At 71.8% G+C, this 12,033-nt stretch carries 9 protein-coding genes; 8 read left to right on the forward strand and 1 reads right to left on the reverse strand.

The features are described from left to right. Nucleotides 1-17: 17 nt before the first annotated feature. Nucleotides 18-1,853 (reverse strand): asparagine synthase (glutamine-hydrolyzing), encoded by a 1,836-nt coding sequence (asnB, locus tag GA0074692_RS00400; RefSeq protein ID WP_218106505.1) that lies wholly within the window; start codon nucleotides 1,851-1,853, stop codon nucleotides 18-20. 602 nt (nucleotides 1,854-2,455) lie between these two features. On the opposite strand from asnB, the gene GA0074692_RS00405 reads away from it, so the two are divergent. From GA0074692_RS00405 to GA0074692_RS00440, 8 genes are all read left to right on the forward strand, one after another. After that, nucleotides 2,456-3,850: an MFS transporter gene (locus GA0074692_RS00405; RefSeq protein ID WP_218106506.1), complete on the forward strand. Its 1,395-nt coding sequence runs from the start codon at nucleotides 2,456-2,458 to the stop codon at nucleotides 3,848-3,850. Between the two features lie 232 nt (nucleotides 3,851-4,082). After that, a complete protein-coding gene (locus tag GA0074692_RS00410) occupies nucleotides 4,083-5,198 on the forward strand; it encodes an ABC transporter substrate-binding protein (protein ID WP_091638525.1) in 1,116 nt (371 codons plus the stop codon). Next, nucleotides 5,195-6,283 carry a FecCD family ABC transporter permease gene (locus GA0074692_RS00415; RefSeq protein ID WP_091638526.1) on the forward strand — a complete coding sequence of 363 codons (1,089 nt, stop codon included), beginning with the start codon at nucleotides 5,195-5,197 and terminating at the stop codon, nucleotides 6,281-6,283. Before GA0074692_RS00410 ends, GA0074692_RS00415 begins: the two co-directional genes overlap by 4 nt. Nucleotides 6,284-6,303: 20 nt before the next feature. Continuing rightward, complete coding sequence (locus GA0074692_RS00420; protein WP_245730040.1) at nucleotides 6,304-7,173, forward strand: ABC transporter ATP-binding protein; 870 nt, start codon at nucleotides 6,304-6,306, stop codon at nucleotides 7,171-7,173. Further along, nucleotides 7,170-7,373 (forward strand): hypothetical protein, encoded by a 204-nt coding sequence (locus tag GA0074692_RS00425; RefSeq protein WP_091638528.1) that lies wholly within the window; start codon nucleotides 7,170-7,172, stop codon nucleotides 7,371-7,373. Before GA0074692_RS00420 ends, GA0074692_RS00425 begins: the two co-directional genes overlap by 4 nt. Further along, nucleotides 7,370-9,625 carry a heavy metal translocating P-type ATPase gene (locus GA0074692_RS00430; protein ID WP_091638529.1) on the forward strand — a complete coding sequence of 752 codons (2,256 nt, stop codon included), beginning with the start codon at nucleotides 7,370-7,372 and terminating at the stop codon, nucleotides 9,623-9,625. Before GA0074692_RS00425 ends, GA0074692_RS00430 begins: the two co-directional genes overlap by 4 nt. An 89-nt stretch (nucleotides 9,626-9,714) precedes the next feature. Beyond that, nucleotides 9,715-10,644 (forward strand): LLM class F420-dependent oxidoreductase, encoded by a 930-nt coding sequence (locus GA0074692_RS00435; protein WP_091638530.1) that lies wholly within the window; start codon nucleotides 9,715-9,717, stop codon nucleotides 10,642-10,644. A 133-nt stretch (nucleotides 10,645-10,777) separates the two neighbouring features. Further along, the gene (locus GA0074692_RS00440) at nucleotides 10,778-12,010 is read left to right on the forward strand and encodes an FAD-binding protein (protein ID WP_091652216.1); all 1,233 of its coding nucleotides are present in this window, start codon (nucleotides 10,778-10,780) and stop codon (nucleotides 12,008-12,010) included. Nucleotides 12,011-12,033: the final 23 nt, after the last annotated feature.

The following is a 12,033-nucleotide window of genomic DNA, read 5'->3' on the forward strand; positions in this document are numbered from 1 at the left end:
CCAGGTCGGCGGCGGGCTCAGAGGACGAGGGTGGGGTTGTAGTACCCGAGCCAGAGGGAGAGGTCGATGACCCGCTCCAGGCGGAGCCGGTGGCCCCAGCCGAGCTTCTCCGGCGGCACCTCCAGCGCCGGCTGGATCCCGTTGACGTCGACGATCTCCCGCAGGGCACTGTGCGGGTCCTTGAGCGCATCGGCGGCCTGCTGCTGGACGCCGTGGTTGTACCGGACGTCGTGGGTGGAGGGGTAGTGGTTCTTGAGCCGGTCGAGCACCGACTGGGGCACCAGGCCCGTGGCGACCGAGCGCAGCAGGCTCTTCTCCCGACCGTCGAAGGTCTTCATCGCCCACGGCGCGTTGAAGACGTACTCCACCAGCCGGTGGTCGCAGTAGGGGACCCGGACTTCCAGGCCCACCGCCATGCTGAGCCGGTCCTTGCGGTGCAGGAGCTGCCGCAGCCAGCGGGTGAGGCTGAGGTGGAGCAGTTCCCGGATGCGCCGGTCCTCCGGCGTCTCCCCGTCGAGCACCGGGACGGCCGCGATGGAGTCGCGGTAGGCGTCCTCCTGGAACTCACGTAGCCGCAGTTTGGCGGAGAGGTCCGGGTGCAGGGGCATGGCCTGCCGGTCGTTGGTGACCAGCAGCCAGGGGAACGTCTGGGCGGCGATCGTCTCCGGCGAGTGGAACCAGGGGTACCCGCCGAAGACCTCGTCCGCGGCCTCCCCGGAGAGCGCGACCGTGGAGGTCCGCCTGATCTCACCGAAGAGCAGGTAGAGGGACGTGTCCATGTCCCCGACGCCGATCGGCGAATCGCGGGCCACCACGACGGCCTGCCGGTTCTCCAGGTCGAGGAGCCGGTCCGGGTCGAGCAGGATGGTGTGGTGGTCCGAGCCGATGAACTCGCCCGCCTCCCGGGCGAACGGCGCGTCGGGGCTGGAGCGGAGGACGTCCGCGGTGAAGTGTTCCTGCTGGTCGTGGTAGTCCACGGCGAACGAGCGGATCCGGTCCTCCGCGCCTTCCGTCCGCTGGAGTTCCCGGTTGAGCAGTGCGGTCAGCACGGTGGAGTCCAGCCCGCCGGAGAGCAGCGTGCACCGGGGCACGTCGGCCTCGAGCTGGCGGTGCGCGCTGTCGGTGAGCAGGTGCCGCACCTGCTCCAGGGTGGTGGGCAGGTCGTCGGTGTGCGGGCGGGCCTCGAGCTGCCAGTACGTCCGCTGGGTCAGACCCGAGCGGTCCAGCCGGACGATCGACCCCGGCAGCACCTCCCGGATGTCCGCCCAGACCGAGGGCCCGGTGTTGAACAGCAGGCTGTACGCCTCACGGATGCCGTCGAGGTCGACGCGGGGTTCGACCTCGGGGTGCGCCAGGATCGCCTTCGGCTCGGAACCGAACACCACCCCGCCGGCGGTCGTGGCGTAGTACAGGGGCTTGATGCCCAGTCGGTCGCGGACCAGGATCAGGGACTGGCGACGTTGGTCCCAGACGGCGAAGGCGTACATGCCGTTGAGCCGGTGCACCATCGCCTCGCCCCACTCGAGGTAGGCCCGGAGCACCACCTCGGTGTCGCTCTGCGTCCGGAAGGGGTGGCCGAGCCGGCGCAGCTCGTCCCGGAGTTCCACGAAGTTGTAGACCTCGCCGCTGTAGGTGAGCACCACCTCGGCATCCGCGACCCGGGCGGCCATCGGCTGCTGTCCACCGACGATGTCGATGACCGCGAGCCGGCGGTGGCCGATGGCGGCGTGTTCATCGAGCCACGTTCCACCCGCGTCCGGGCCCCGGGGGCCATGGTGGCGACCATCGCGTCGAGCACCTGGCGCTCCGACCGTAGATCGCGGTCGAAGGAGACCCAGCCGGTGATTCCGCACATGTTTTCCCCTCTGGCGTAGGCGGGTATGGACATTTCGGGCAATCGCCCATGCAACGGCCGGTGCACCCCACGGCGAGCCCGCCCGGAGGACTGAATGTAACGCTCAATCATGGAGCGGTCACTCAGTGAATCTTGAGCGATGCGTGACGAGTTAATCACACGCGGGAACTTTTCCGCCGCGACGGACGACGCGGGTGGATCATCGACGGCGATAGATGTAGATCTATGTCGATTTGGTCGACGAGCGGTGCGGTGACGAGCGGCGAGTCGACACGGGATCTTCCTGTCGCGCCGCCGGTCGGTCCGTAGTGCGGCATCTTCTCAGTCCTGAAGAAATGGCTGGGAACTATTTGCCCTGACCGGGCGACCGTGCGCCCGAACAAGCAATTACGCCGTCCGTTCCCCGGATGTCGGCCGTTGGTCCGGGCTCGGCGAAGTTGCGGTGACAGCCGGTGGGGAAGGAACTGGCGATCATCGACGTCTGTCGTCGCATTCGTCGGGAACCGCAGGCCACTCCGGAACGACCAGTACCGTATGAGAACTGATGCGGAAGACGGGGAAAGCCGCCCACCAGTGCCATCGCGGGGCAGCGGACAGCCCGTGACTCCGGTTCGGGACAGGTGGCTGCTGGTCTACGCCGCGGGGGCGGTGGTGTTCGTCGCGATGCTCGAGACCAGCATCGTCAACGTGGCGCTGCCGGCGATCCGCGACGACCTCGGCAGCGATCCGGCGCTCACCCAGTGGACGGTCCTGGCCTACCTGTTGCCGGTGGTCGCCCTGGTGCTGCCAGCCGGACGGTGGCTGGACCGGGTGGGCAAGCGGGTCGCCCTCGTCGTCTCCGTCGGCGGGTTCGCCGTCGCCAGCGCCGCCGCCGGGCTCGCGCCGGGCATCGGGTTCCTCGTGGCGGCGCGGGTCGCCCAGGGCGTCTGCGCGGCGGTGATGTTCGCCCTCATGCCGGTGCTGGCCACGCTCGCCGTCCGTCCCGAAGCACGGGGACGGGCGATGAGCGTGCTGGCCACCCTCGGACCGCTGGGCGCGGTGACGGGTCCACCGCTGGGCGGGCTGCTGCTCGGGGTGGCCGGCTGGCGACCGGTCTTCTTCGCGGTGGTTCCGGTCGCCGTCGCGATCGTTCTCGTCGGGGTGTTCGCGATGCCCGACGACGGGCCGTTGGCCGTGCCGGACCGCCACTGGCTCGCCGAGGCGGCGTTGCTCGCGGTGGGGGCGGGGGTGCTGCTGGTCGCCCTGACCAGGACCGCGGAGGCTGGCCCGGAGTGGCTCCTGCTGCTGCTCCCCGCTGCGGTGGTCATGGGGCTCTGGTGGCGGATGCCGGCCAGCCGGCCGGTGACGACCCTGCTGAACGTCTCCGGCGTCTTCGCCGGCCACGTCGCCGTCCTGCTGCTCGCCCTCGGCTTCGCCGTGATGCAGTTCCTCCTGCCGTTCTACCTGGGCGACGTCGTCGACGTCGGACCGGAGGCGACCGGGCTCACCATGCTCGCCTTCGCCGTCGGCATGGGCGTGGCCGGTCCGGTCGGTGGCGTGCTCGCCGACCGCTGGGGCGCCTGGCGGGCGGGCGCGGTGGGCGCGGTCGTGGTGACCGTGGGCCTCCTGCTGGTCCAACCGCTGTCCCCCGGGTGGGAACCCCTCGACGTGGTCTGGCGGCTCGCGCTGGCCGGGATCGGGATGGGCCTGTACGGCGGGCCGGTCCAGGCGATGGTGATGACCGCTGCCCCACGTGCTCTGATCGCGACCACGGGCGGAACGATCCAACTGGCCCGGAACCTGGGGTTCGCCCTCGGGCCGGCGGTCGCCACCACCGTCTGGGCGGTCGACCGTTACTCGGACACCGGCATGCGTACGGCACTGGCGGTGGGCGTACTCGCCGCCGGCTGCGGTGCCCTGACGTTGGGCGCGCACTGGTGGCGAAGGGCCCGAAACCGCTCCGCCACCGTCGATCCGGGCCGGCAGCCGGTGCCCGAACGGAGTTCGTCGAGGTAGCGGACATCCGTTCCTGCTGTCAGAAAACCGACGGAACTTTTCCGGTCGAGACGGGGCGTCGTCCCGGCCTCGAATGCGGTCGGTTCCGATTGGCCCGGCCGGCTCACCTGATCGGGGGAAGGAAACCACCGTGGGAACTTTCCCCCGCACCCGTTCGACCAATGGGCGACAGCCGGAACTCATACGTCATGGCTGATGTGGCGATGAAAGTGACCTTGGGGGTTCATCGATCATGATCTGGAGAGCGAAATTGCCGTCCCTGGCGGGGGTGGTGGCACTGGCAGTCGCCCTGGCCGGCTGTGGCAACAGCGCGGCCGGCGGGCCTGACGGCTCGGGTCCCACGCCGAACGCGCCGGCGGTGACCGCGCCCTCCACGTACACGACGGTGCCTGCGGAAGGGCGGACCAGCTACCCGCTCGAGGTCGACAACTGCGGCGTGAAGCTCCGCTTCGAGAAAGCCCCGCAACGGGTGCTCATCCTCAACGGCACGTCGGTGGCCGAGGCGCAGTACTTTGTCCTGCTCGGGCTCCAGGACCGGGTGTTGGCCAACGCCCAGTCGTACGGGGTGCTCGACGACCCCGGCATGCCCGCGGCGGTGCAGGGCCTGCCCAAGGGCGGGCTGAAGATGAACACGAACTTCGACGTGCCCCGGGAACAGGTTCTCGCGCTCAAGCCGGACCTGGTCGTGTCCGCCTGGTCCGGTGGCTTCGACGCCAGATCCGGCTTCGCCACCCGGGAGGAGCTCAGTCGGGCCGGCATCGCCTCCTGGGTTCCCCCGTTCCACTGCGCCTACGGCAAGGCCGACGCCACCGAGGCCGAGAAGCGCGCGTTCACCGCGCAGTCGATCACCTCGGGGTTCGAGACGCTCACTGCCCTCGGGGAGATCTTCGACGTCCCGCAGCACGCCGCCACGGTGGTCGACGGACTGCGCAAGCGGGTGACGGCGGTCCGGACGAGCATGGCGGGTCAACCCCGGAAGAACATGATCGTCGCGTTTCCCGGCATGTCGATGATGACGGCACAGGGAGTGCCGGCCGTGCTCTCCACCGGGGTGGCCGACGACGTCGTCGCCGCCGCCGGGGGCGTCAGCCCCTTCGCCGGGCGGGGCACCGCCGCGATGGCCGCGCTCAGCCGTGAGGAGTTGGCCGACACCCCGGTGGACATCCTGGTCCTGGGCCTGTTCACCCGGGACGAACGCCCCGAAGAGGAAGCGGAGAAGCTGTTCAAGGCGTTCCCGCAGTGGTCCGCGTCGAAGACGAGGTCCTTCGTCGCCATCGGCGACGGGGCGTACCCGGGGCCGTCGAACGTGTACGCGGTGGAGAAGATCGCCAAGGCGGTGCGCGGTTGAGCACCGACCTCCGTACCCGTGACCCGGCGACCCCGCCCGGCCCGCTCCCGTCGCGGCGCCACGCCCGATCCCGAGCGGCCCTGGCGCTGGCGGTGGTGACGGTCGGCCTGGTGCTGGCCGTGCCGGTGGCGATCTCCGTCGGCACGGTCGCCGTCCCGGTCGACGAGGTGTGGCGGATCGTCGGCGTCAACCTCTTCGGTGACCCCGCCGACCTCGATCCGATCCGCAACCAGATCGTCTGGGACTTCCGTACCCCCCGGGTGCTGCTCGCCGCCGTCACCGGAGCAGGGCTCAGTGTGGCCGGCGTCTGCCTCCAGGCGCTGGTCCGCAATCCGCTCGCCGACCCGTACGTCCTGGGGGTCTCCTCCGGGGCCGCGCTCGGCGCGGTCCTGGTGCTCACCTTCGGGTCCGCCGCGCTGGCCGGGGCGAGCGTGGCGGCGGCTGCCTTCGTCTCCGCCCTGGCGACCCTGGCGGCGGTGTTCCTGCTCGCCCAACGGTCCGGACGGCTGGCCGCCACCCGGCTCGTGCTGGCCGGGGTCGCGGTCTCCTACCTCGCCACCGCAGCGACCAGCTACGTGCAGTTGCGGGCCAATCCCAACGAGCTGCGCGGCATCATGTTCTGGCTGCTCGGCAGCGTCGCCGGGGCCAACTGGGGGCAACTCGGCATCCCCGCTGCGGTGATCGCCGTCACCATGGTCTGGTTGATCCTCCAGGGGCGGGCCCTCAACGCCCTGGCCACCGGGGACGAGAGCGCGGCGGCGCTGGGCGTCGGTGTGCACCGGCTCCGGCTGATGCTGCTGGCGGTGTCGGCGCTGCTGACGGCGGTGTCCGTGGCGGTGGCCGGCGGGGTGGGGTTCGTGGGTCTGATGATCCCGCACATGGTCCGGTTCGTGATCGGCCCGGACCACCGCCGGGTGCTGCCGCTCAGCGCGCTCGGTGGTGCCCTCTTCCTCGTCTTGGTCGACCTGGGTACCCGGGCCGTCGACCCGCCGAACGAGTACCCCCTCGGCGTGTTCACCGCGGCCATCGGCGCGCCCTTCTTCCTGTGGCTGTTGCGCCGTAACGCACGAGGGGCGGTGACCTGATGCGGGTGACAGTGGAAGGCGTGTCGGTCCACATCGACCGCCGGCCGATCGTCAGCGACGTGGACCTGACCGTGGAACCGGGACAGATCGTCGGTCTGATCGGCCCGAACGGCAGCGGCAAGTCCACTCTGCTCCGTACGCTCTACCGGGTCCTGCGCCCGGCCACCGGTGCGGTTCGGCTCAACGGGGACGACCTGTGGAAGCTCCGCCCGCAGGAGGTCGCCCGCCGTCGCGCCGCGGTCGCCCAGGACCACGCGATCGACGCGGACTTTCTCGTCCGTGACGTGGTGGTGATGGGGCGTACGCCGCACAAGCGGCTGCTCGACCGGGAGGACGGCCGGGACCGCCGGATCGTCGACGAGGCGCTCGACCGGGTCCGGATGGGGTGGGCGGCCGAGCGGGTCTTCACCACGCTCTCCGGCGGTGAACGGCAACGGGTGCTGCTCGCCCGGGCCCTCGCCCAGCAGGCGCCACTGCTGATCCTGGACGAGCCCACCAACCACCTCGACGTCCGGGCCCAACTGGAACTGCTGGAACTGGTCAGCTCGCTCGGGCTGACCACGCTGACCGCCCTGCACGACCTGGACCACGCCGCGTCGTACTGCGACCGGCTGGTGCTGCTCGAACACGGCCGGGTCCGGGCCGCCGGCACCCCGACGGAGGTGCTCCTGCCGGCCCTGCTCGCGTCGGTGTTCGGCGTCCGCGCCCACCTCGGTGTCCATCCCCTGACCGGACGCCTGCACGTCTGTGTCGCACCGCTGCCCCCCGCCGACGACGTCCGGGCCCTCGCGGGCGTGGGTGCGGAGCAGCGCGGCGGACACCGACCCGACGACGACCCGAACGGCCGGGCGGCCGACGCCGACGGCCCCCGCGGAAAGGACCTGGGATGAACGCGATCTGGCGACTCGGCACCTACCTGCTCGTCCTGCTCGTGATCTTCGCGGTGACGCTGATCATCGGCCGGCTCATCGGCCCGATCAGCACCCCGGCGGAGAGCGGTGACGGCCACGACATGATGATGTCGGCCGGGCAGGTCACCGTCTCCCTCGCGCCGGCCCCGGCCGGATCGCCGATGGGGGTGGCGCGATGAGCGTCGCCACGCCCCCCGACGTGTCTCCCGCAGCGAACCGGATCGACCTTGTCATCGGCGGCATGACCTGCGCGGCGTGCGCGAGCCGGATCGAGAAGAAGCTCAACCGGCTGCCCGGGGTCCAGGCGACGGTGAACTACGCGACGGAGAAGGCCAGCGTGGCGTTCCCCGACGACCTCACCCCGGCGGACCTCATCGCCACCGTGGTGAAGGCCGGCTACACCGCCGAGGTGCCGCCCCCACCCGAGGAGGTGGAACGCGGCGTCGCACCGGCGGATCCGCTGGACGACCTGCGGAAGCGACTGCTGGTGTCGATCGCGCTCTCCGTACCGGTGATCGCGATGGCCATGGTCCCGGCCTGGCAGTTCACCTACTGGCAGTGGCTGTCGCTGACCCTGGCCGCACCGGTCGTGGTGTACGGCGGCTGGCCGATGCACCGGGCGGCGTTCGTGAACCTGCGCCACGGTGCGGCCACCATGGACACCCTCGTCTCGCTGGGAACGCTGGCCGCCTTCGGCTGGTCGGTCTGGGCGCTCTTCTTCGGCATCGCCGGCACCCCGGGCATGCGGCACGAGTTCTCGCTCAGCGTGTCGCAGACCGACGGGGCGGCCAGCATCTACCTGGAGGTCGCCGCCGGGGTCACCATGTTCATCCTCAGTGGCCGCTACTTCGAGGCGCGGGCCAAGCGCCGCGCCGGGGACGCGCTGCGCGCGCTGCTCCAGATGGGCGCGAAGGAGGCGTCCGTCCTGCAGAACGGGGTGGAGGTCCGCCTGCCCGTCGACCGGGTGGTGGTCGGGCACCGGTTCGTGGTCCGGCCCGGTGAGAAGATCGCCACCGACGGGGTGGTCGAGGAGGGCAACGGCACCGTCGACGCGTCGATGCTCACCGGGGAGTCCGTGCCGGTGGAGGTCGCACCGGGGGACGAGGTCGCCGGGGCGACGGTCAACCGGAGCGGACGGCTGGTGGTACGGGCCACCCGGGTCGGCGCGGAGACGCAGCTCGCGCAGATGGCCAAGCTGGTCGAGGAGGCGCAGTCGGGCAAGGCGCCGGTGCAGCGGCTGGCCGACCAGGTGGCCGGGGTGTTCGTACCGGTGGTGATCGGGCTCGCCGTCGGGACGCTGGGCTTCTGGCTGGGCACCGGGATGGGCTCGCCGTCCTTCGCCTTCGCGGTGGCCGTACTGATCATCGCCTGCCCGTGTGCGCTCGGCCTGGCCACCCCCACCGCCCTGCTGGTCGGGACGAACCGGGGCGCCCAGCTCGGGGTGCTGATCAAGGGTCCACAGATCCTGGAGAACAGCCGTCAGGTGGACACCGTCGTGCTGGACAAGACCGGCACCGTCACCACCGGCCGGATGAGTCTGCTGGAGGTGGTCGTCGGCGACGCCGACCGGGACGAGGTGCTGCGGGTCGGCGCGTCGCTGGAGTCCGCCTCGGACCATCCGGTGGCCCGGGCGATCGTGGCCGGAGCCGGTGACCCCGATGGGCTGCTGCCGGTCACCGACTTCACCGACCTGCCCGGCCTCGGCGTCCGGGGCACCGTCGCCGACCGGCCGACGCTGGTCGGGCGGTCCCGGCTGCTGACCGAGGCCGGCCTGGCGATCCCGGCGGCACTCGACGAGGCCCGGCAGGCCGCCGAGCAGGCCGGACGTACCGCGGTCCTGGTCAGCTGGGCGGGCGTCGTCAAGGGCGTCTTCGTGGTGGCGGACACGGTCCGCGCGACCAGCGCCCAGGCGGTCGCCGAGCTGAAGGCCCTGCGCCTGGTGCCGGTGCTGCTCACCGGGGACAACGAGCGGGTGGCCCAGGCCGTCGCCGACGAACTGGGGATCGATGATGTCATCGCCGACGTGCTGCCCGCCGAGAAGGTCCAGGTGATCAAGGAGTTGCAGGCCGAGGGACGGACGGTCGCCATGATCGGGGACGGGGTCAACGACGCGGCGGCGCTGGCCCAGGCCGACCTGGGCATCGCGATGGGCAGCGGCACCGACGTCGCCATCGAGGCGTCGGACCTCACCCTGGTCCGGGAGGACCTGCTCGCGGCGGTGGACGCGCTGCACCTCTCCCGGGGCACCCTGCGGGTGATCAAGGGCAACCTCTTCTGGGCGTTCGCCTACAACATCTGCGCCCTGCCACTGGCCATGGTGGGCATGCTCAACCCGATGATCGCCGGCGCGGCCATGGCGCTCTCCTCGGTCTTCGTGGTCTCCAACAGCCTCCGGTTGCGCGGCTTCCAACCGGCGCGGGCCACGGTGTGACCGGTGGGCGGGCGCGGTCCCGGCGCCCGCCCACCGAACTCCGCTCGGGTACGGCCTGGCAGGTCAGCGGCCGGTTCTATGCTCGGCGCATGGAACTGCGCGTCTTCACCGAACCCCAGCAGGGGGCCAGCTACGACCAGTTGCTCGCCGTGGCACGCCGCGCTGAGGACACCGGATACGCCGCCTTCTTCCGCTCCGACCACTACCTGAAGATGGGCGACGTGAGCGGGGAACCGGGCCCCACCGACGCGTGGACGACCCTGGCCGGCCTGGCCCGGGACACCAGCCGGATCCGCCTCGGCACGATGATGACCGCGGCCACCTTCCGGCTGCCCGGACCGCTCGCCATCACCGTGGCCCAAGTGGACGCGATGAGCGGCGGCCGGGTCGAGTTCGGCGTCGGCACCGGCTGGTTCGAGACCGAACACCAGGCGTACGGCATCCCGTTCCCGCCGCTCGCCGAGCGGTTCGACCGGCTCGAGGAGCAGCTCGCGGTCATCACCGGCCTGTGGCAGACCCCGACCGGGCAGACCTTCGACTTCTCCGGGAAGCACTACACCCTGATCGACTCCCCGGCCCTGCCGAAGCCGACGCAGTCGCCCCGGCCGCCGGTCCTGATCGGGGGGATGGGCGCGAAGCGTACGCCCCGGCTCGCCGCCCGCTACGCCGACGAGTTCAACCTGCCGTTCGTCTCGGTCGACGACACAGCCGCCCAGTTCGGCCGGGTCCGCGCCGCCTGCGCGGCGATCGGACGGGACCCGGCGGAGCTGCGCTGGTCCAACGCGCTGGTGCTGTGCTGCGGCCGGACCGACGCGGAGGTGCGACGGCGGGCCGACGCGATCGGCCGCGACGCGGACGAACTGCGCGAGAACGGGCTCGCCGGCTCACCCGCCGAGATCGTCGACAAGATCGGCCGGTACGCGGGCGTCGGCGCGCAGCGGATATATCTCCAGGTGCTCGACCTGGCCGACCTGGACCACCTGGACCTGGTCGCCGCCGAGGTCATGCCGCAGCTCTGAGCCCAGGGGAGGGGTCATGGCAGACAACGAACCCCGGGTCGCGCCGCGCGTCGGGGTGCCGGCCCAGTTCCGGGCGAGCACGCCGCACGCCGGGGTGCCCGCGCAAAACCGGGTCGGCACACCGCACGCCGGAGTGCCGGCGCGGAACTGGGCCGGCAACGTCACCTGGTCGGCGGCCCGCAGACACCGCCCCACCTCCGTCGACGAGCTGCGTGCCCTGGTCGCGGCGAGCCGGCGGATCCGGCCGGTCGGCACCCGGCACTCGTTCAACCGGCTCGCCGACACCACCGGCGACCTCGTCGCGGTGGACGGCCTGCCGCCCACCGTCGAGGTCGACCGGACGCGCGGCACAGCCACAGTGGCGGCCGGACTCCGGTACGGCGAGGTCGCGGCGCGCCTGCACGAGCAGGGGTACGCGCTACCGAACCTCGCCTCCCTGCCGCACATCTCGGTCGCCGGGGCGGTCGCCACCGCCACCCACGGCTCCGGCGAGCGCAACGGCAACCTGGCCACCTCGGTCGTCGCCGTGGAACTGGTCACCGCCGCCGGCGACCTGGTCCGGGTGGACTCCACCGACGGGCGCTTCGCCGCGTTGGTGGTCGGCCTCGGCGCGTTCGGGGTGGTCACCCGGCTGACCCTGGCCCTGCTGCCGACCTTCGACGTCCGCCAGTACGTCCACCTGGACCTGCCCCGGGAGGCGATGGACGAGGCGTTCGCGTCGGCGTACAGCGTCAGCCTCTTCACCGACTGGCGGGGGACCGGGTTCCACCAGGTCTGGCGCAAGCAGCGGGCCGACCAGGACCCACCGCCGGCCCGGTGGCTCGGCGCGACGGCCGCCGACACACCCCGGCACCCGGTGCCCGGCCTGCCCGGTGACACCTGCACCGAGCAGTTCGGGGTGTCCGGCCCCTGGCACGAGCGGCTGCCGCACTTCCGGCCCGGCTTCACCCCGAGCAGTGGGGCGGAGTTGCAGTCCGAGTACCACGTCCCCCGGGCAGCGGCGGCCGAGGCGCTGGCCGCGCTGGACCGGGTCCGCGACCGGATCGCTCCGGTGTTGCAGGTCTGTGAGCTGCGGACGGTCGCCGCCGACCAGCTCTGGCTGAGCCCCCAGTACGACCGGGACACCCTGTCGATCCACTTCACCTGGATCGCCGACGCCGGGGCGGTCGCCCCGGTGGTGGCCGCCGTCGAGGAGCGGCTGGCCCCGTTCGCACCCCGTCCCCACTGGGGGAAGGTCTTCGACCTCGCTCCGGCGGCGGTGGCCGCCGCGTATCCCCGATTCGCCGACGCGGTCGCGGCGATGGTCACCGCCGACCCGACCGGCAAGTTCCGCAACGAGCTGCTGGACCGCTACCTCCCGCGCTGACGCCGCGACATCCATGCGGGACC

Source organism: Micromonospora pallida (assembly GCF_900090325.1).
Taxonomy (GTDB): domain Bacteria; phylum Actinomycetota; class Actinomycetes; order Mycobacteriales; family Micromonosporaceae; genus Micromonospora; species Micromonospora pallida.

Excerpts from the sequence above, each read along its gene's own strand:
- GA0074692_RS00410 (WP_091638525.1), top strand. The coding sequence starts at position 4,083 with ATGATCTGGAGAGCGAAATTGCCGTCCCTGGCGGGGGTGGTGGCACTG.
- GA0074692_RS00425 (WP_091638528.1), top strand. The coding sequence starts at position 7,170 with ATGAACGCGATCTGGCGACTCGGCACCTACCTGCTCGTCCTGCTCGTG.
- GA0074692_RS00430 (WP_091638529.1), top strand. The coding sequence starts at position 7,370 with ATGAGCGTCGCCACGCCCCCCGACGTGTCTCCCGCAGCGAACCGGATC.
- GA0074692_RS00435 (WP_091638530.1), top strand. The coding sequence starts at position 9,715 with ATGGAACTGCGCGTCTTCACCGAACCCCAGCAGGGGGCCAGCTACGAC.